Raw genomic sequence first — 19,662 nt, 5'->3', positions numbered from 1 at the left:
TTCCCCGTTTACTTGGCTGGGAGCAGCTTTGCCAACAATTTAGCGGCTTCATCCGAGGAATCTCCTTCGGACATCGCTCCCAAGATGCGGGAACGGGTCGCGTCGTCAACCGACTTCAAAATCGAAAGCGCTTTGTCTTGGCTAATCTTCGCCGTATCGAGCACCAACGTCGCCGCGCTTTTCGGCGTCATCGCCATAAACGTTTTGCTCAATTGATCGCTGTCCAGCGTATTGCTAGGCTTTTTCGCCTCCGCTTCGAGCCGGGAAATGCGGGATTGCAGCGCGGCAATCGCCATATTTTCCGCCGGTTCGACATCTTTCAAACGAATGGAGGCATCCGCAGCCACCTTCGGATTCATTTTCTCGAGCACTCTCACGCGATCGTCCGTCCGCATGGCATGCAGCACGAGAACCAGCTCGTCCATCGTCAAATTTTCCAATATCGGCGCAGCTTTGCTCGGCGAAATTTTCGCGTACATGCCTGCGAGAGCATTGATCTGCTCAACGTATTGTTCGTCCGTTTGCTTCTTCTGGTCGAACTGTTTTTCCAATGCGTCTATTTTCGTTTGCAATTCCGCTGCTTCCGATTCTTTGGTCGCGGTTGCCGCGATCGCCTGTTCCAGTTCTGCGTTTTTGGCGGCCAAAAGCTGCTTCAATTCCCTTACCGTCGCTTCCGTCGCCGCGGTTTGCATCTCGGATTCTTCCGTTCCTTTCGGATCTGCTTCTTGCGCCGGAGCGGGAACCCATTGATTCACGATCGGTATTTTGCTGGCAAACTCCAGCAGGTTATGGCGCAAAGGGTAATTAAACAAGGTCAATAGTACGACAAGCAATACGATCGTAAATATAATCGGCGTTATAAAAAACAAAAACCGTTCAAACCCGCCGAAGGAACTTTTCTCTACATCTGCCTCCGCCAATCTGATTCCTCCTTCCAAAAGCGCTGGGGCGACGCTTCTTCTTCCGCATACGTCATCGGTTCGTCAATGAAAAGCGGACGGTTGCGATTTCATCCAGTTCATGCTGCTCGACGCGAAGCATTTGGCCGCGAAATTGCTCTTGCGCTCTTTCCTTCGCCTTGAGCCATACCTTTTCGTCCAACATTTTTTCCGTTAAATGCTGCTGCTTCTTGGATACATTCGTACGAGCGGATTGAACCTCCTTGATCTTTTTCTCGATGCACAGGTTCAAATGACTTAAGTACTCCTGCATTTCCTGCAGCTTCACAACCGACGAGCTTTCCGCGGAAAGCCGCTGCACCGCCTCCAGCGTCCGGCTTTTCTCCGCTTCCAACCGGCGCAATCCTTGCTCTTCCGCCTCCAGCGCTCCTACGGCCGCCGACAACATCCATTCCGCTTGCGTCTTCTCGTTTCCTTTCAAATCCAATATTTTTTGGAAAGGATAATGAAACTTTATCAAATAGGATCAACTCCTTAATAACTGCGATCCGATGCGCGCGCTACCCGATGTTGTGGAACTCGGCGATAAGCCGCGCCTGCGTTTCCTCCAAGGTCGTCTTCTCGTCTATCCTCTGTTTCGTAAAATCCCATATTGCCTGTATGTACTGGAGCGACAGGTCGATCTCGGCGTTCGAACCTCGTTGATAAGCGCCGATATTGATCAAATCTTCCGAACTTTTATAAACGGCCATCAGCCGCTTTATATTCTCGGCAGCCTCGGTTTGTTCCCGGGAAACGATGTCTTTCATGACGCGGCTTACGCTCGCCATGACGTCGATCGCCGGAAAATGCCCTTTGTTCGCAATGCCCCGGTTCAGTACGATATGGCCGTCCAATATGCCGCGCACCGCGTCGGCAATCGGCTCGTTCATGTCGTCCCCGTCGACGAGCACGGTATAAAACGCGGTGATCGAGCCTTTCGGTCCCGTTCCGGCCCGCTCCAACAGCTTCGGCAAACTGGCGAAGACGGACGGCGTATATCCTCTCGTAGCCGGCGGTTCGCCGATCGCAAGTCCTACTTCGCGCATCGCCATCGCATAGCGCGTAACCGAGTCCATCATCAACATGACGTTTAATCCGCGGTCCCGAAAATATTCGGCGATCGTCGTTGCGATTAGCGCCCCTTTGATCCGTATGAGCGCAGGCTGATCGGATGTCGCCACAACGACGACCGATCTTTCTAGTCCTTCAGGCCCAAGATCGCTTTCGATGAAATCGAGCACTTCTCTTCCGCGTTCTCCGATTAACGCAATGACATTGACGTCAGCCGACGTATTGCGAGCGACCATGCCAAGAAGCGTACTTTTTCCGACGCCGGATCCCGCGAAAATGCCTACCCTTTGTCCTTTCCCCATCGTAAGCAGGCCGTCGATCGCCCGTACGCCGGTTCCGAGCGGTTCGGCGACCCGAGGCCGCAACAACGGGTTCGAAGGAACGTTGAACGTCGAATAATGCGTCATCCGGCTCGGAATGAACGATCCGTCGAGCGGTTGCCCAAGGCCGTCCAACACTTTGCCAAGGAGTTCCGAACCGACTTGGACCGACAGCGGCTTGCCCGTTCCGACGACATCGCAGCCCGGGCCGATCGAGTGCAGCTCTCCAAGCGGCATAAGAATGACTTTGTTGTCCCGAAATCCGACGACTTCCGCTTTAAGCGGGGCCGAAGATTTCGTAGGATAGATATAGCATAAATCTCCTATGCTGGCATCCGGCCCTTCCGATTCGACCGTAAGTCCGATGACTTGCGTCACTTTTCCGTTGACGCGAATCGGATCCAGATGCTTCAAATGTTCTATGTAACGATCCGCCTTAAGCATTTTCATGGCCGGACATCCGCTCCTCATCATGCAAGGCGATTTGATAAAGTTCTTTCTTGATTTCCGTCAATTGCGTATCGATCGTTGCGTCGATGCTGCCGTAAGCGGAGCGAATCACGCAGCCGCGGTCTTTGACCGACGAATCCGGCAATATTTGCAGCTCCGCTTGCGAATCGATCGCAAGCGCTAGTTCGTCCCTCGCCGCTTGCACAAACGCAAAATGGGCGGGCGAAACGCATAACGTGATCACGCCTTGTTCCCTTTTGCGGGAAAGAGTTTTTTTGATCAGTTCGATCGCATATTCCGGTTCGATCGACAACTGCTTGTCGACGATTTTCTCGGCGATCGCGGCGCTTAGATCGACCAGAAACGGTTCCGCGTCTTGAATGATTTGCTCCTTGGCGCGGTAGGCCTGTTCGAGAATCGATCCAGCTTCGGCGATCATTTGCTCGGCCTTTTCCTTCATGGCCGCTTCGGCTTGCCGCAATCCGTCCTGATACCCTTGTTCGAACCCTTCCAGCTTATGCATTTCCATCCATTGTTCGTCTTCCTGCCTGCGCTGCTCCCACCATGCCTCGGCTTCGGCTTTCGCGGCCGCGACGATGCGTTCCGCCTCTTCGGCCGCTTCCCGCAACCTTTCGTCCGCCACGCTCGCCGCTTCCTCCAATATTTGTCTCCGCGTCAATTCATGTTCGTCATTTTCAGACAAAATTCCTTCTTCTTCATGGCCGTCCGAATGCTCTTCCGGCTCCGCGGATGCGGTTTGATGAACTCGTTCTAATAGTTTCAAATCTTCTACCGAAATATATTGAAAAGATTTAAGCAAATTAGACAATGATATCATCTCCTCCGCCGCGGGCGATGATGACCTCACCTGCTTCCTCCAACCTGCGGATCGTCGCTACGATGCGCGTTTGCGCTTCTTCCACGTCACGCAATCGAACGGGTCCCATATATTCCATCTCTTCCTTGAACGTTTCGGCCATCCGTTTCGACATATTGCGGAAAATGACGTCGCGCACTTCTTCGCTGGCCACCTTCAAAGCGAGCTGCAGATCGGAATTTTCGATATCGCGAATAATGCGTTGAATCGAACGGTTATCCACATTGACGATATCTTCGAATACAAACATCCGTTTCTTGATTTCTTCGGCGAGCTCCGGATCCTGGATTTCGAGAGAATCCAGAATGGTTCGTTCCGTACCGCGGTCGACGCCGTTCAAGATTTGAACGATCGATTCAATGCCGCCGGCATTCGTATAGTCTTGCGTCACCGTCGAAGACAGCTTCTGCTCGAGCACGCGCTCGACCTGGCTGATCACTTCCGGGGAAGTGCTGTCCATAATCGCGATGCGCCGCGCCACTTCCGCCTGCTTGTCCTGCGGCAAGGACGACAGGATGACCGCCGCCTGTTCGAACTGCAAGTACGACAACACGAGCGCGATGGTTTGCGCATTTTCGTTCTGCAAGAAGTTCAAAATTTGCGCCGGATCGGCTTTGCGCGCAAAATCGAATGGACGAACCTGCAATGTCGCCGTCAAGCGATTGATGACCTCCATCGCCTTTTGCGAGCCGAGCGCCTTCTCCAAAATTTCTTTGGCATACGTAATGCCGCCCTGCGATATATATTCCTGCGCCATGCAGATTTGATGAAACTCGGATAGTATCGTTTCTTTTTCGGCGCTGTCCACTCTGCGAACGTTGGCAATTTCCAATGTCAATTGCTCGATTTCGTCTTCGCGCAAATGTTTAAAAATTTGCGAGGACACTTCGGGACCTAACGTAATTAATAAGATCGCCGCTTTTTGTCTGCCGGTCAAACTTTGTTGTTGAGACTGCAATTTGGCCATATGATTCACCTCGTTTCTTCAACGAGCCAGGTGCGTAGCAAATTGACGAACTCGTCCGGCTTTTTCTTTGCGAGCGTCTCCAATTGTTTGCGGACTTGGCTTTCGTTTGTCGTATTCTCAAGGTCAATCGAAGGAAACTCGACTTTTGCGGGCAGCGGAATTTCCTCTTCTTCCATCTCCTGCCGCTTGCGCCGTCGGCTAATCAGGACGGCTGTTCCCGCCAATAATGCGAGCGCCAGAACGCCTCCTCCGATCCACCATCCGGTTGCGATTCCGCCTGTTCCCGTCGTTTCGGCAGCTCCGCCAAAATTTTGCGCGACGACCGAAACTTTTTTGGCCAATTCCTCGTCTGTATATGTAACACCGGAATCTGCAAGCGATGCGCGTACATAATTGACGAGAACCGTCTCAATGGCCAGCTTCGTGCTTTCATCCAGGTTGGCGGGATTGCCGCCGGGCGGCTCGAATGCGACATTGATCGATAAATCTTTGACCGTATAGGGACTTGACACGATTTGATTCGTAATCCGATTCACTTCGTAATTAATCGTACTGGAGTTTTCCTCCGAGTTCGTCGTCCCGCTATTGTCGGCGCCGGGATAACCGGGAACTTCCTGTTGTCCCATTCCGGCAATTCCGCCGGCTTGCCCGTTCGTGCCGTTAAATGATTTTTGAATTTGCTGTACGCTAATTTCAATCCCTTTCGTATCGACGGTATTTACCGGTTCGACTAATCGTTCCTCCGAATTCTTTTTATCGAAATTAATGCTCGCCGCTACCAAGACGTCAATTTTGTCCGGGGATACCCAGCGGCCCAGAAATTGCTTGACGCTGTTGCGGATGTCGTTTTCGAATTTTTTGCGAAGTTTCATTTGTTCTTCGATTGCGCTCGACAACGTGCCTCTCATCCCGCCTTGCACGGATGAGATCAATTCGCCTTCTTCGCTCGTAATCGTAATATCTTCGAGCGCCAGCTTTGGAACCGCCGTCTTCACCAAATTGAAATAGGAATCGACGGCTTCTTGATTCGGCCGGTAGCCCGGCTTGAATTTGAGCGATACCGACGCCAATGCTTTTTCATTTTCTTCCAAGCCGGCAAATACGCTTTCTTTCGGCAACGTCACGACGACTTTCGAATCGCTGACGCCTTGCATTCGATTCAAGAGCTGCTGTATCTCGCCATTCAACGCGTTGTTGTACTTCACGTCGAATTCGCGGTCCGTCGTTCCGAAGGTGGAGCTTTCACTAAAGGCTCCGAATCCGAGGGAACCGTTTTGAATGATCCCTTGGGAACCGATATCGACCCGCACTTTCGCGGCTTGCGCGCTCGGCACGGAGATCGATTTGCCGTCCGCCCCCAGCTTATAGCTGATGTTGTTTGCGTCCAGCTGGCTCATAATCGCCGCCGCATCCACCGCGTTCAAGTCTTGAAAGGCGACTTCGTATTCGGTTTTTGTAAATTGATATGTAAGTAAAACGATAACGATAAGGACAATGCCTAAAATGGATAAAAGTGCGATTTTTTGCGTTTTACCGAAGTGATTCCAGTATTGAGTGGCCCTTTCCCGAAATTGGCCGATTTTTTCATTCAACAGTGTCACCCCACCCGAACTTTGCTATGTAAATCTTTGAGATAAAGTAGTTCGATTACAACTGAATTCGCATGATTTCCTGGTAGGCCTCGATCACTTTATTCCGGATTTGCGACGTTAGCTGAAGGCTGAGCAACGCTTGTTCGGACGTAATCAAGAGTTCGTCGACATTCACTTCCCCAAGCAGAAATTTGTCGTTCATGGCATGAACCGTTTGTTCTTGGGCTTCCACTTGATCGATTGCGTTTTTCAAATATTCGCCGAATTGTTTCGTCGCTTGCGCAGGAGTTCGGTCCGCTTGCGCCGCTCCAACCGTCTTCTGCTGGCTTCCGATCGAATTAAACATCACGTTATGTATCATTATGTACCCCTCCAAACGGTATTAAGATGAGACAGTTTGGACTATCTGCCGATCTCCAAAGCTTTCATAATCATCCCTTTCGACGCGTTCAATGCCGTAACGTTCGCCTCATACGAACGTGTCGCCATGATCATGTCTACCATTTCCTTCAACATATCGACGTTCGGCATCAGCACATAGCCGTTCTCGTCCGCATCCGGATGCGTCGGGTTGTATACTTGCCTGAACTGACTCCGGTCTTCTTCAATTTTCGTAATCTTAACGCCTCTGCCGGCATTCGGCTCTCCCGCCGCTCCTCCGATTTTGGATTGCAGCATTTGGTCGAAGTTGTTTTGGTAAGGCTCCATAACAACCATCTTGCGTCTGTACGGTACGAATTTACCATTCACGAGTTGCGCTCGGGTCGTTTCCGCATTGGCGATGTTGGACGAGATGACATCCATGCGTAATCTTTGGGCCGATAATGCAGAAGAACTTATTTGGAAACTGTTGCTAATTTTCAACTTTATCTTCTCCCTTCGATTGCAGTTCGCATCATTCGAATTTCATGATTCACTTGTTGGATCATCGTATTGTACCGCAACTGGTTTTCCGCAAGCAACGACATTTCTCGATCAATATCGACATTGTTCATATTATTATTCATGTTCGTCAGTTGCTCCGTATGAATTTGCGCCTGCGGTACGGATGCCGCTGTTCCTATCGGAATATGACGCGGGTCCGTTCTTCGCCCTTCCAAGCTAGGCATTTGGCCGTTCAATTGATTTTGCAGCAACGTTTCGAACGCGACTTCAGACCTTTTAAAATAGGGCGTATCTTCATTGGCGATATTGTTGGCGGTTACTTGATGGCGAAGCGTTGCGGCGTCGATCGCGCCTAGCAGCCGGTTAAAGCTCGCACCGTCTAGCAATTTCACAAATCTCCCACCTTCCATGAGGTAATTTAATACTTTGTTAATTCAACAATAGTTCTGTAATTCCTTCTTTATTCGACATAATCACAAAAAAACATCCCGAATTATCGGTTTCTTGCACGAATTAAGTCCTAAACTAATATTTAAATAGTTTGCACATTTTCACAATAAGCAAAAAGCCCTATCTTTTGACAAAAGGTAGGACTTGTCGAATGCTTTTCATTATTTTCAATCACTTTCATTATTTTTTGAATCGTTGCGGCAATTGCTCGTTTAATATTTTGATGTACGTTCCTTTCATCCCCAGCGAACGCGTCTCAACGACGCCGGCGCTTTCAAGCTTGCGCAACGCGTTGACAACGACCGAGCGAGTGATTCCCGCTTTGTCGGCGATTTTCGATGCGACCAGCAATCCTTCGTTGCCGCCCATTTCTTCGAAAATTTGCTCCACCGCCTCAAGCTCGCTGAAAGAAAGCGAGTTGACGGCGACGAGAACCGCCGTTTTGCTGCGAATTTCCGTTTCCTTTTCTTCGGCCCGCATCCGCAAAATTTCCATGGCGACAATGGTCGAGCCGTATTCCGCCAAAATGAAATCGTCGTCGGCAAACGGCTTCTCCCCGCGCGACAAAACGAGCGTTCCGATCCGCTCTCCGCCGCCGATAATCGGCACGACGGCCGCGATCCGGCGGCCGACCGCCTCCGCGATCTGTGCGGCGGCGGTATGGTAAAGCCGTTCCGCATCCGAATTGGACGCCGTTTCCCGGATATGCAGAAGCAAATGATTATGCTCTTCTCCAAAATATAGCCGATCCGGCTCGGAATGCGGCAGCATATCCCGATTCGCGGCATCCGTCAAAGCGAAGCCAAGCACTTTGCCTCTACGGCTGACGACGAATACGTCCGCGCCGATCGTATCGCGCAATACATCCGCCATTTCCTGAAAATTGACGGCTTTGCCCGCCGCCTGCTGAAGCAGCCTGTTTAAACTGCGCGTTTTGGAAAGCAATGTCATTTTGCTTTGCCTCCCTGCATCGATAATTACTTTATAAAATATATTGGCTTAAATCGCGGTTTTGCGCAATATTGCCCAGCTTCTCCCTTACATATTCCGGAGTGATCACCATATGCGACAACGTCAATTCAGGCGCTTCGAACGATAGATCCTCCAACAATTTTTCAAGAATCGTATGCAGTCTGCGCGCTCCGATATTTTCGGTATTTTGATTGACCGTGGCGGCAATATTGGCGATTTCGCGAATCGCTTCCGCGGAGAATTCGATTTCGATATCTTCGGTTTTGAGCAATTCGACATATTGTTTGGTCAACGCATTTTCCGGTTCCGTCAGGATCGAAACGAAATCGTCCATGCTCAAGCTGTTCAGCTCCACCCGGATCGGAAAACGACCCTGCAATTCGGGAATTAAATCCGACGGCTTGGCGATATGAAACGCTCCGGCGGCGATGAACAAAATATAGTCCGTTTTGACCGGCCCATATTTGGTCATGATGGTCGAACCTTCCACGATCGGCAAAATATCGCGTTGGACCCCTTCGCGCGATACGTCGGGACCGGAGCCGCTCCGCGAATTGCTCGCGATTTTATCGATTTCGTCGATAAAAATGATTCCGGACTGCTCGGCCCGTTGGATCGATTCTTGGATGCAATCGTCCATATCGATCAATTTATTGGCTTCCTCCTGGGTAAGCACTTTTCTCGCTTCCCTGATCGCCAGTTTGCGTTTTTTGGTCCGTTTCGGCATCAAGCTGCCCAGCATTTCCTGCATGTTCATGCCCATCTGGTCGTTGCCTTGTCCGGCCAGCATATCGAACATCGTAGGCGCCGTATCTTCGACGTCGATCTCGATCGCGTCGTCCTCCAGTTTGCCCGCAAGCAAGTTGAATCGGACTTGGCGGCGGCGTTCGGCCACACTCGGATCGTTCTCCTGCTCTTCTTGAGGCTGTTGCGCATTGGCATTGTTGCCGAACAGCATCTCGAACGGGTTGCGTTGATTTTTGTTTTTGGTCCCGGAAGGAACCAAAATGTGAACGATCCGCTCGTTGGCGAGTTCCTCAGCTTTATCTTTCACTTTTTCCGTTCTTTCCAGCTTGACCATACGGATCGACGTTTCGATCAAGTCGCGCACCATCGATTCCACATCGCGACCGACGTAACCGACCTCCGTAAATTTCGTCGCTTCCACTTTCACGAACGGGGCGCCGACGAGCTTCGCCAAACGGCGTGCAATTTCCGTTTTGCCTACCCCGGTCGGTCCGATCATCAAGATGTTCTTCGGCACAATTTCCTCTCGCATCGACTCATCCAGCAAACTGCGGCGGTAGCGGTTGCGCAATGCGACCGCCACCGATTTTTTGGCCGTCTTTTGCCCGATAATGTACTTATCCAATTCCGATACAATTTGACGAGGCGTTAACGTCTGGTTTCTCAATGTTCATCCCTCCGTTATACTTCTTCGACGATGATATTGCCGTTCGTATATACGCATATTTCGGACGCGATTTGCAGCGAAGCTTCCGCCATCTCCTTCGCTTCCATTCCGGCCGAATGCCGTTTCAAAGCGCGGGCGGCGGATAGGGCGTAAGGACCGCCCGAACCGATCGCGATGACGCCGTCGTCGGGCTCGATCACTTCGCCGTTGCCGGACAAGAGCAGCATTCCCGTCTGATCCATAACGATCATCATCGCCTCCAGCTTGCGCAGCACCCGGTCCGAACGCCAATCTTTGGCCAATTCGACAGCCGCTCTTTGCAAATTGCCGTGATGTTCTTCCAATTTCGCTTCGAATTTCTCGAATAAAGTAATGGCATCCGCAACGGAGCCCGCGAAACCGGCCACGACTTGCCCGCGGTACAATCTGCGGACTTTCTTGGCATGCTGTTTCATCACCATCGCATTGCCGAACGTCACCTGGCCGTCGCCCGCGATCGCTCCTTTGCCGTTATGGCGCACCGCGCATATCGTCGTTGCGTGAAACGTCGTTTCCATCCTAACTCCCCCTAACGTATAACGTTCTCAATCCTCAATCATTCCCGAATCGGCAAATGAAAAAAACAGCCGCAAAAAAGCTGCTTCTTCCATCCGCACGCTCGGGTCGTCATCCTTGTTCCACCGAAACGGCGCTGTTATAGTTTAATGCATGCCGCGTCGCGAAATGACGCAACGTTTCCAGCGCACGATGTGCTATTTTCTCGTTTTTTTCCTTTTTGTTGCGGATCCGCTCGCCAAGCGGCGGGAACAAACCGAAATTGGCATTCATCGGTTGAAAATTCCGGAAATCCGTCGTCGTAATATATTCGGCCATGCTGCCTAACGCCGTTTCTTGAGGCAGGGTCAAGCACGCTTGCCCTTTCGCGAGACGGGCGGCGTTCAAACCTGCGATTAAACCGGACGCCGCCGATTCGACGTATCCTTCGACTCCGGTCATTTGTCCGGCAAAGAAAAGCGTGTCGCGGCCGCGGAATTGGTACGTCGGACGCATCAGTTTGGGCGAATTGATAAAGGTGTTGCGATGCATAACGCCGTAACGAACGAATTCCGCATTTTCAAGCCCCGGGATCATGGAGAATACCCGCTTCTGCTCTCCCCATTTCAAATGGGTCTGAAAGCCTACCATATTGTATAATGTGCCCGCCGCGTTATCTTGGCGCAGCTGCACGACCGCGTAAGGAAGCTCTCCCGTATGCGGGTTGACGAGGCCGACCGGTTTCATCGGACCGAATAAAGCCGTCTGTTTCCCGCGCTGCATCATTACTTCGATCGGCATGCATCCTTCGAAGTAAATTTCTTTTTCAAATTCCTTCAGAGCCGCCGTTTCCGCCGTTATGAGCGCTTCATAAAACGCGTTGAACTCTTCCTCGTTCATCGGGCAGTTTAAATAAGCCGCTTCCCCTTTGTCGTAACGGGAGGCCAAATACACTTTGTTCATATCGATTGAATCTTTCTCGACGATCGGCGCCGCCGCATCGTAAAAATAAAAATATTCCTCGCCCATCAGCTGCTTGATCTGTTCCGACAGGGCGGGCGAAGTGAGCGGGCCCGTCGCCACGACGACGACGCCTTCCTGCGGCAATTCCGTCAGTTCCTCGTTGCGAACTTCGATGAGCGGATGCTCCCTGAGCGTCCGCGTCACATCCTCGGAAAAACCGTCCCGGTCGACGGCAAGCGCGCCCCCCGCCGGAACGGCGTTCCGGTCGGCGCTGTTCAAGATGAGCGAATTCAATATGCGCATCTCTTCTTTCAACACGCCGACCGCATTCGTCAAGCCGTTGGCCCGCAAACTGTTGCTGCATACGAGCTCGGCGAATTTATCCGTATGATGAGCGGGCGTTTGCCGGACGGGACGCATTTCATATAATACGACGGGGACGCCGTAGGAAGCGATTTGCCAAGCGGCTTCGCTGCCGGCGAGGCCCGCCCCGATTACCGTTACTTTCATGTTGTCTGTCACCGTAGTCCCCCCCCCTAAAGTTTAGCGAAGCTTGATTGCTTTCGCGGCTTTGGCCATCCGCGCTGCGGACGATAAGCCGCTTCTATAGTAGTACGCAGGAAAACCGGTTCGGTAGCATTCTATTGCTGGTCTTCCGCCAACTCCTCGGAATGGCCGCATTGCGTGCATTGATGCTTCGTTCCTTGCTTGCTTCGTTTCTCTACCATTAAGCCGCCGCAGTTCGGGCACGGTTTCGCCACCGGCTTATCCCACGAGACGAAATCGCATTCCGGATAGCGGGAGCAGCCGTAGAAAATCCGCCCTTTCTTGCTTCGCCGTTCGACGACGACACCGGTATGGCATGTCGGGCAAGTGACTCCCGTATCTTTGACGATCGGCTTCGTATTCCGGCAGTCCGGGAAGCCAGAGCAAGCGAGAAATTTGCCGAAGCGCCCCATTTTATATACAAAATGCCTGCCGCATTTCTCGCATATTTCGTCCGATACTTCATCCTCGATTTCAATTTCCTTCATCTCTTCTTCCGCCACTTCGAGACGCTTCTCAAACGAATCGTAAAATTGGCTCAGCACCTTGACCCAATCGCCTTCGCCTTCTTCCACGTGATCCAAGTCTTCTTCCATATGCGCCGTAAACTCGACGTCCAATATTTCCGGGAAAAACTGCTCCATTTGTTGAATGACCAGTTCCCCCAATTCGGTCGGGACGAATTTTTTGTCTTCCACCGCAACGTACCCGCGCTTTTGAATCGTCTCCAGCGTCGGCGCATAGGTGCTTGGACGCCCGATCCCGAGTTCCTCCAGCGTTCGGACGAGGCGCGCTTCCGTATAGCGCGGCGGCGGCTGCGTGAAATGCTGCTTCGGTTCGATTTGTTTGGAAGCGACCTTATCGCCCTTCGCAAGCGGCGGGAGCAGCTTATCGTCATCGGTCGTGCCGTCGTCGTTGCCCTCGATATAGACTTTCATAAACCCTTTGAAACGGACTTTCGAACCGACCGCGCGAAATCCGGCGCGTCCGGCGGCAATATCCACCGTGAGCGTATCAAGCAAAGCGGAAGCCATTTGACTGGCGACGAACCGTTCCCAAATGAGCTTATACAAGCGGTACTGGTCTCTGCTCATGTACTCTTTAATCTCATCCGGCACGCGCAGTACGGACGTCGGACGTATCGCTTCATGCGCATCTTGCGCGTTCGCGCCTTTCTTGGAGTATTGCCTTGGCGTTTCGGGCGCGTACTCCGCTCCGAACTTATCGACGATATATTGTTTCGCTTCTTCTTGCGCCGTCGCGGCGATCCGCGTCGAATCGGTACGCATATACGTGATTAAACCGACGGTGCCCTCTTTGCCCAGGTCGACGCCCTCATATAATTGCTGCGCGACCGACATCGTTTTAGCGGCGCGGAAATTCAACTTGCGGGCCGCTTCCTGCTGCAGCGAGCTGGTAATAAACGGCGGCGAAGGATGGCGCTGCCGTTCCCGTTCTTTCACCTCGCCGACCGTAAAGGTTTGTTTATCGATCGCGGCAAGCACCTGCTGCACGTCGGACTCGCTCTTCAGCTCCTTCTTCTCGCCGTCGAGCGTATGGAATTTGGCTTCGAATTCGGATTTGCCGATCGAGAGCAGCGCAGTGATCGACCAATATTCTTCCGGCACGAAAGCGTCGATCTCATGTTCGCGGTCAAGTATGATCTTCACGGCAACCGATTGCACCCGTCCCGCCGATAAACCCTTTTTCACCTTTTTCCAGAGCAGGGGACTGATTTTGTAGCCGACGAGACGATCCAGAATGCGGCGGGCTTGCTGCGCTTTGACAAGATCCATATTAATTTTGCGCGGCGACTTGAAGGCGTCCTTGACCGCTTGCTTCGTTATTTCGTTAAAGACGACGCGGCAGTTGTCCGATTCGTTCAAATCGAGCACATGCGCCAAATGCCATGCGATCGCTTCTCCTTCGCGATCCGGGTCGGCTGCGAGATAAACCTTTTTTACTTTTTTGCTCGCGTCTTTCAATTCTTTCAAGACCGAACCCTTGCCGCGGATTGTAATATATTTCGGATTAAAATCGTTTTCGACTTCTACGCCGATCTGGCTTTTCGGCAAATCGCGGACATGACCCATTGACGCTTTCACGATATATTTGCTGCCTAAATATTTGCCGATCGTTTTCGCTTTCGCGGGTGATTCCACAATGACGAGTGAATCCGCCATAGGTTCATCCTCCTCTCCGTTCGTTCCTAAACTGTATTTTAAATGATTATATACGTAGAACCTGGAAGTTGTTCAATCTGTTTTTTTATTGTTAAAGATAACAGAACTGAATGCAAATGTCCAAATTCGCATTTGCTTTTGGCGAGCAATTCGTTAAACGTGACCGGTTTCTCCGCGATCAGACGGTAAATTTCGTCTTCTTCGGGCGTCCGTTGCTGAGATGCCGAAGATTTAATATTGTATGTATGCCGCAGCAAACCGAACCATGATTCGTACTCTTCGAGTATATCCTCCATAACAGTCGTAAGTTTGGCTTCGCCTTTCTTGAGCAAATTAAGCGTGCCTTGACTCTTCGGCGAGCGGATCGGGCCCGGTATGGCAAATACGTCGCGGTTCATGTTCACGGCGTACCCGGCCGTAATGAGCGACCCGCTGTCCTCATCCGCCTCGACGACGACCGTGCCAAGCGTCAGCCCGGCGATGATCCGGTTGCGTCTGGGAAATAATCCTGGCCGCGCCTGCGTTTGCATGGGATATTCGGAGAGAACCAATCCGTCCCGGCATATTTGTTCATACAGCGAACGATTCTCGCGCGGATAAACGACGTCGATGCCCGAACCTAGCACCGCTATCGTTTTCCCTTGGGCGCTCAACGCTCCCTCGTGGCAGCGCGTATCGATGCCGCGCGCCATGCCGCTAACGACGACTACTCCGGCCTTAGCCAGATCGGAAGCGAAAGAAAGCGCAACATTTTTGCCGTAGGCGGTGGGAACGCGCGTGCCGACCATCGCGATAAGCGGCTGCCGCTGCGACAGGCCGATTTCCCCTCTGTAATACAGCACCCATGGCGGGGCCGGGGTCTCTCTGAGCAAAGGCGGGTACTCCTCGTCCCAAATCGTAACAAATCCGATCCCCTTCCGATCGTATTGCTCCATCCGCGATTCGATCCAGGAAGGCGTCAATTGCCGCACAATGAAGTCCGCCCGGTCCGTTCTTACGCTGAAGCGCTCCAGATCTTGCCGGCTCGCGCCAAACAACGTCTGCATGCCTTGAGGCCGATTCACGATATGTTTTATCGTATCCCAGCCGATCCCTTCCATTTCATGCAATCCGAATAATACGAGACGATCGTCCATTTGAAAAACTCCTCTCTTATTTTGCGTTACTCTTATTAAGAATGCAAGTCCATCTTGAAAAGGATTTCACATTTTAAGATAAAAAAACAACCTTTCATCTCCGGCGGAGGAAATGAAAGGTTGCTTACCTTTACGATGATGCAACGTTATGGAAACGAAGACGGGAAAATCCCGCTTCATTATAATATATGTTCATAAAAGAGGCTTTTTGAATAACCTCTAAGAAGATTATTGTTTAACGGTGATGCATTTGTCAAGCAGTCCGCGTTCTTCCAGGACGCTAACGAGTGTAGAGCCCATTTCGGAAGGTGTCGGAGCCACTTTAATGCCGCAAGATTCCAGCTTCGCGATTTTCTCGGCCGCCGTACCTTTGCCGCCGGAAATGATCGCGCCCGCATGGCCCATTCGTTTGCCCGGAGGCGCCGTCACCCCGCCGATAAAGCCTACAACCGGCTTTTTCATATTCGCTTGGATCCATTCCGCCGCTTCTTCTTCCGCGGTTCCGCCGATTTCGCCGATCATAATGACAGCTTCCGTATCCGGATCCTCGTTAAACAGCTGCAAAATATCGATGAACTCCGATCCTTTGACCGGGTCTCCGCCGATGCCGACGGCCGAAGATTGGCCGATGCCGCGGGTTGTCAGCTGATGCACCGCTTCGTACGTCAACGTTCCGCTGCGGGATACGACGCCGACGCGGCCCGGCGTATGGATATACCCCGGCATAATGCCGATTTTGCATTGTCCCGGCGTAATGACGCCCGGGCAGTTCGGTCCGATAAGGCGAGTTTTCTTGCCTTCCATGTAGCGCGCCACGTTCACCATATCCAATACCGGAATGCCTTCGGTGATACAAATGACCAAATCCAATTCCGCATCGACGGCTTCCATAATCGCATCGGCCGCGAATGCCGGCGGTACGTAAATAACGCTTGCCGTAGCGCCCGTTTCCTTCACCGCTTCGGCGACCGTGTTGAAGATCGGCAAGGAAACGACCGTGCCGTTGTCCAATGTAATATCGACATTCGTTCCGCCTTTGCCCGGCTTCGTGCCGCCGACCATTTGCGTTCCGTATTCGAGCGCGCCCTTCGCGTGGAACAAACCGGTAGCGCCCAATATGTTCTGGGTGATCACTTTCGTATTTTTATCGATTAAAATACTCATTGGTTCACACATCCTTCAATTTTTCTGATCGAGGTTGAACTTACTTGACTAATCCGATTATTTTACAAGCTCAACGATTTTTTGCGCTCCGTCCGCCATCGAATCGGCGGCAACGATATTCAAGCCGGATTCCGACAAAATTTTCTTGCCGATTTCGACATTCGTTCCTTCCAGACGCACGACTAACGGACGGTCGAGCCCGACTTGTTTCGCCGCTTCGACAACGCCGTTCGCAATAACGTCGCAGCGCATAATGCCGCCGAAAATGTTAACGAAAATTCCTTTTACCTTCTCGTCGGACAATATGATTTTGAACGCCTCGGTAACTTTCTCCGTCGTCGCGCCGCCTCCTACGTCCAGGAAGTTTGCCGGATCGCCGCCGTAATATTTAATAATGTCCATCGTAGCCATCGCCAGACCGGCGCCATTTACCATACAACCGATATTTCCGTCCAGGGCGATGTAGCTCAAATCGAACTTGGAAGCTTCGATTTCCTTCTCGTCCTCTTCGTCCAAGTCGCGCAGCGCCTGAATGTCTTTATGGCGGTACAACGCGTTGGAATCGAAGTTCAACTTCGCGTCAAGCGCCATGACATTGCCGTCGCCCGTCACAACAAGCGGATTGATCTCTGCGATGGAGCAGTCTTTATCGACAAACGCCGTATATAAAGCCATCATGAACTGAACTGCTTTATTGACAAGTTCGTCCGGGATGCGAATCGCATATGCCAGCTTGCGCGCTTGGAACATTTGCAAGCCGACGGCCGGATCGATCACTTCTTTGAAAATTTTCTCAGGGGAATGCGCGGCCACTTCCTCGATTTCCGTGCCGCCCTCTTCCGAAGCCATCATGACGACGCGGCCCGTTCCGCGGTCTACCACGACGCCAACATAATATTCTTTTTTAATGTCGCAGCCTTGCTCGATCAGAAGCCGTTTCACTTCTTTGCCTTCCGGACCGGTCTGATGCGTCACCAATACTTTGCCGAGAATTTGCTCCGCATACGTCCGTACTTCGTCCAAGCCTTTCGCGACTTTTACGCCGCCGGCCTTACCGCGTCCCCCCGCATGGATTTGCGCTTTAACGACGACGACAGGCGTGCCGAGCTGTTTCGCCGCTTCCACCGCTTCGTCAACGGTAAATGCGACCTTCCCTTCCGGAACGGCGACTCCATACTGTTTCAGGACTTCTTTTCCTTGATACTCATGGATATTCATTGTGGAATCCTCCTATCAAAATATGCAAATCATAAACCGTCGTTCAATTTGGCAGATAATACAAGCCCACATAATTGTATCACATTGTAAAAACGCTTTCCTCACATTTTAAAGTCCCAATACAAATTTTTTTGATATTATTATCATCTGTTTTTGCGATCATTTGGGTTTTTATGGTTTGAACAATGTTGACAGCGCTTGTTTTTCCGAATAAAATGGTGTCAAAGCCGGGCCGCCGACAACGTGAATTTATACATTGATCGGTTCGAAAATGTAACAAAAAGTTCAAAAACAGGATATAAGGAAGCACCTTTATCCTCGAAACGTTCCGCCATGGCGGCTATTTATTTTCGAGAGAGAGGTGCTTTTTCTTATGTACGGGAAACTGATCAGCGCATGCGTACTGGGTGTCGAAGGGCGCATCGTGCAAGTAGAGGTCGACATCAGCAACGGCTTGCCGCAAACGTCCATTATCGGCCTGGGAGATTTGGCGATCCGGGAATCGATGGAACGGGTGCGCGCGGCGGTCAAAAATTGCGGCTTTACTTTTCCGCTTGCCCGAATTACCGTCAACTTGGCCCCCGCCGATTTGCGCAAGGAAGGTTCGGCTTTCGATTTGGCGATTGCCATCGCCATTTTGACGACCAGCGGCCAACTTGCGCTGCGGGAAGCGGAACGCCTGCTCGTTATCGGCGAATTGGCGCTCAGCGGCGAAGTCCGCCCCGTGTCCGGCGTGCTCGCAATGGTCGATCATGCGAAACAGAACGGATACACGAATGTGCTGCTGCCGCACGCGAACGCCGCCGAAGCTTCCATGATCCAAGGGATGAACGTATTCGCGCTTCGGCATTTGCGCGAATTGAGCGATGCGGCGGAGCGCGGCGAACCGGAACGGGGGCTGGAGCGGTTGCGATTTGCCGCGCCGGCCGCTCATTCGTCCGACTCCGGGCAAGAGTATGCGGTGGATTATGAGGATGTGATCGGACAAAGCCAAGCGAAAAGAGCGCTCACGATCGCAGCTGCGGGTCTGCATAACGTGCTGCTGATCGGGGCGCCGGGAACGGGAAAGACCATGCTGATGCGCCGTCTGCCGACGATTTTGCCTCCGCTCGGCAACGAAGAAGCGATGGAAGTAACGAAAATTTACAGCGTGTCCGGCAAACTGGCCGGACCGTTCGAAGGTCTCCTCCGCCAGCGCCCGTTCCGCTCGCCGCATCACACCGTCTCGGCGGGCGGCTTGATCGGCGGCGGCTCGATTCCGAAGCCCGGCGAAGTGAGCCTGGCGCATAAGGGGATTTTATTTTTGGACGAGCTGCCGGAATTTACGCGCAACGTGCTTGAAGTGCTCCGCCAGCCGATCGAAGACCGGGAAGTGACGATCGGGCGCGCCCGCGCGGTGTTTCGGTTTCCGGCTCATTTCATGCTGGCGGCGTCGATGAATCCGTGTCCGTGCGGATTTCTGGGGGCGGAGACGCCCGAACGGCGATGCACCTGCAGTTCCGCCAAAATCGCCGCATACCGGTCCCGCATTTCCGGACCGCTGCTGGACCGGATCGATTTGCAAGTCGAGGTGTCGCGCGAACGAGCGCCTGAAAGCGAAGCAGCCCCGCTCTCCTCCGCGGAAATGCGGCGGAAGGTGCTGGAAGCGCATGAAATTCAGCGCGATCGTTACCGCGGTTTGCCGATTGATTGGAACAGCGAATTGAGCGGAGCTTTGTTGCGCAAATTTGTATCGATCCATCGGGATGCCAACGATATGCTGAAGCAAACATACAATACGCTGGGGCTCAGCATGCGCGCTCACGACCGTATTTTGAAGCTTGCCCGCACGATCGCAGATTTGGAGCAATCCGAACGCATCGATATCGCCCATATTGCCGAAGCGATTCAATACCGCCAACTCGATCGCGTCGCCACGAACGAGGGCACGGAGGGCTTGCTCGGATAGGATTCGGGCGGCAGGTAAAAATTGCGACCGG

The 19,662-nt window shown here is 52.2% G+C and carries 18 protein-coding genes; 1 reads left to right on the top strand and 17 read right to left on the bottom strand.

Translation table 11 applies throughout. The features are described from left to right. Nucleotides 1–8: 8 nt before the first annotated feature. The 17 genes from KQI79_RS06975 to sucC all read right to left on the bottom strand — a co-directional run bounded on the left by KQI79_RS06975 (nt 9) and on the right by sucC (nt 17,683). The gene (locus tag KQI79_RS06975) at nt 9–920 is read right to left on the bottom strand and encodes a MotE family protein (RefSeq protein WP_230191767.1); all 912 of its coding nucleotides are present in this window, start codon (nt 918–920) and stop codon (nt 9–11) included. Nucleotides 921–972: 52 nt separating this feature from the next. Continuing rightward, nucleotides 973–1,416: a flagellar export protein FliJ gene (fliJ, locus tag KQI79_RS06970; protein WP_216537591.1), complete on the bottom strand. Its 444-nt coding sequence runs from the start codon at nt 1,414–1,416 to the stop codon at nt 973–975. Nucleotides 1,417–1,459: 43 nt separating this feature from the next. Continuing rightward, nucleotides 1,460–2,782 carry a flagellar protein export ATPase FliI gene (fliI, locus tag KQI79_RS06965; protein ID WP_216537508.1) on the bottom strand — a complete coding sequence of 441 codons (1,323 nt, stop codon included), beginning with the start codon at nt 2,780–2,782 and terminating at the stop codon, nt 1,460–1,462. Continuing rightward, nucleotides 2,769–3,611, bottom strand: a complete 843-nt coding sequence (locus KQI79_RS06960) for a FliH/SctL family protein (protein ID WP_216537507.1) — start codon at nt 3,609–3,611, stop codon at nt 2,769–2,771. The genes fliI and KQI79_RS06960 overlap by 14 nt, the downstream gene beginning before the upstream one ends. Beyond that, on the bottom strand, nt 3,604–4,626 hold the full coding sequence (gene fliG, locus KQI79_RS06955; RefSeq protein WP_216537506.1) for a flagellar motor switch protein FliG: 1,023 nt from the start codon (nt 4,624–4,626) through the stop codon (nt 3,604–3,606). Before fliG ends, KQI79_RS06960 begins: the two co-directional genes overlap by 8 nt. A gap of 5 nt (nt 4,627–4,631) precedes the next feature. Further along, a complete protein-coding gene (fliF, locus tag KQI79_RS06950; RefSeq protein ID WP_216537505.1) occupies nt 4,632–6,218 on the bottom strand; it encodes a flagellar basal-body MS-ring/collar protein FliF in 1,587 nt (528 codons plus the stop codon). A 55-nt stretch (nt 6,219–6,273) separates the two neighbouring features. Beyond that, nucleotides 6,274–6,579, bottom strand: coding sequence for a flagellar hook-basal body complex protein FliE (gene fliE / locus KQI79_RS06945; RefSeq protein ID WP_216537504.1), 306 nt, complete (start codon nt 6,577–6,579; stop codon nt 6,274–6,276). A 41-nt stretch (nt 6,580–6,620) separates the two neighbouring features. Next, on the bottom strand, nt 6,621–7,082 hold the full coding sequence (flgC, locus tag KQI79_RS06940) for a flagellar basal body rod protein FlgC (protein WP_216537503.1): 462 nt from the start codon (nt 7,080–7,082) through the stop codon (nt 6,621–6,623). Nucleotides 7,083–7,084: 2 nt separating this feature from the next. Next, nucleotides 7,085–7,495, bottom strand: a complete 411-nt coding sequence (gene flgB, locus KQI79_RS06935) for a flagellar basal body rod protein FlgB (protein ID WP_216537502.1) — start codon at nt 7,493–7,495, stop codon at nt 7,085–7,087. A gap of 238 nt (nt 7,496–7,733) precedes the next feature. Then, nucleotides 7,734–8,504 carry a GTP-sensing pleiotropic transcriptional regulator CodY gene (gene codY / locus KQI79_RS06930; protein ID WP_216537501.1) on the bottom strand — a complete coding sequence of 257 codons (771 nt, stop codon included), beginning with the start codon at nt 8,502–8,504 and terminating at the stop codon, nt 7,734–7,736. A gap of 31 nt (nt 8,505–8,535) precedes the next feature. Then, a complete protein-coding gene (gene hslU / locus KQI79_RS06925; protein ID WP_216537500.1) occupies nt 8,536–9,939 on the bottom strand; it encodes an ATP-dependent protease ATPase subunit HslU in 1,404 nt (467 codons plus the stop codon). Between the two features lie 14 nt (nt 9,940–9,953). Further along, the gene (gene hslV, locus KQI79_RS06920) at nt 9,954–10,496 is read right to left on the bottom strand and encodes an ATP-dependent protease subunit HslV (protein ID WP_216537499.1); all 543 of its coding nucleotides are present in this window, start codon (nt 10,494–10,496) and stop codon (nt 9,954–9,956) included. Between the two features lie 109 nt (nt 10,497–10,605). Then, a complete protein-coding gene (gene trmFO, locus KQI79_RS06915; RefSeq protein WP_253297993.1) occupies nt 10,606–11,946 on the bottom strand; it encodes an FADH(2)-oxidizing methylenetetrahydrofolate--tRNA-(uracil(54)-C(5))-methyltransferase TrmFO in 1,341 nt (446 codons plus the stop codon). 131 nt (nt 11,947–12,077) lie between these two features. Continuing rightward, entirely contained in the window at nt 12,078–14,165 is a 2,088-nt protein-coding gene (gene topA, locus KQI79_RS06910; protein ID WP_216537497.1) for a type I DNA topoisomerase, read from the bottom strand. A gap of 38 nt (nt 14,166–14,203) precedes the next feature. After that, nucleotides 14,204–15,301, bottom strand: coding sequence for a DNA-processing protein DprA (dprA, locus tag KQI79_RS06905; protein ID WP_216537496.1), 1,098 nt, complete (start codon nt 15,299–15,301; stop codon nt 14,204–14,206). 228 nt (nt 15,302–15,529) lie between these two features. Continuing rightward, nucleotides 15,530–16,465, bottom strand: a complete 936-nt coding sequence (gene sucD / locus KQI79_RS06900) for a succinate--CoA ligase subunit alpha (RefSeq protein ID WP_216537495.1) — start codon at nt 16,463–16,465, stop codon at nt 15,530–15,532. A gap of 57 nt (nt 16,466–16,522) precedes the next feature. Beyond that, the gene (sucC, locus tag KQI79_RS06895; RefSeq protein ID WP_216537494.1) at nt 16,523–17,683 is read right to left on the bottom strand and encodes an ADP-forming succinate--CoA ligase subunit beta; all 1,161 of its coding nucleotides are present in this window, start codon (nt 17,681–17,683) and stop codon (nt 16,523–16,525) included. Between the two features lie 373 nt (nt 17,684–18,056). On the opposite strand from sucC, the gene KQI79_RS06890 reads away from it, so the two are divergent. Then, entirely contained in the window at nt 18,057–19,631 is a 1,575-nt protein-coding gene (locus tag KQI79_RS06890; RefSeq protein ID WP_216537493.1) for a YifB family Mg chelatase-like AAA ATPase, read from the top strand. Nucleotides 19,632–19,662 lie beyond the last annotated feature (31 nt).

It is taken from the genome of Paenibacillus sp. MSJ-34 (assembly GCF_018918005.1).
In the GTDB taxonomy this organism is placed as follows: Bacteria; Bacillota; Bacilli; order Paenibacillales; family Paenibacillaceae; genus MSJ-34.
This window is presented reverse-complemented; position numbering and strand designations above follow the sequence as displayed.

Bases quoted from the DNA above. Each gene is read 5' to 3' on its own strand.
- fliG (WP_216537506.1), bottom strand. From the start codon at position 4,626: ATGGCCAAATTGCAGTCTCAACAACAAAGTTTGACCGGCAGACAAAAA.
- fliI (WP_216537508.1), bottom strand. From the start codon at position 2,782: ATGAAAATGCTTAAGGCGGATCGTTACATAGAACATTTGAAGCATCTG.
- codY (WP_216537501.1), bottom strand. From the start codon at position 8,504: ATGACATTGCTTTCCAAAACGCGCAGTTTAAACAGGCTGCTTCAGCAG.
- hslV (WP_216537499.1), bottom strand. From the start codon at position 10,496: ATGGAAACGACGTTTCACGCAACGACGATATGCGCGGTGCGCCATAAC.
- trmFO (WP_253297993.1), bottom strand. From the start codon at position 11,946: ATGAAAGTAACGGTAATCGGGGCGGGCCTCGCCGGCAGCGAAGCCGCT.
- KQI79_RS06890 (WP_216537493.1), top strand. From the start codon at position 18,057: ATGTACGGGAAACTGATCAGCGCATGCGTACTGGGTGTCGAAGGGCGC.
- fliE (WP_216537504.1), bottom strand. From the start codon at position 6,579: ATGATACATAACGTGATGTTTAATTCGATCGGAAGCCAGCAGAAGACG.
- topA (WP_216537497.1), bottom strand. From the start codon at position 14,165: ATGGCGGATTCACTCGTCATTGTGGAATCACCCGCGAAAGCGAAAACG.
- sucD (WP_216537495.1), bottom strand. From the start codon at position 16,465: ATGAGTATTTTAATCGATAAAAATACGAAAGTGATCACCCAGAACATA.
- sucC (WP_216537494.1), bottom strand. From the start codon at position 17,683: ATGAATATCCATGAGTATCAAGGAAAAGAAGTCCTGAAACAGTATGGA.
- dprA (WP_216537496.1), bottom strand. From the start codon at position 15,301: ATGGACGATCGTCTCGTATTATTCGGATTGCATGAAATGGAAGGGATC.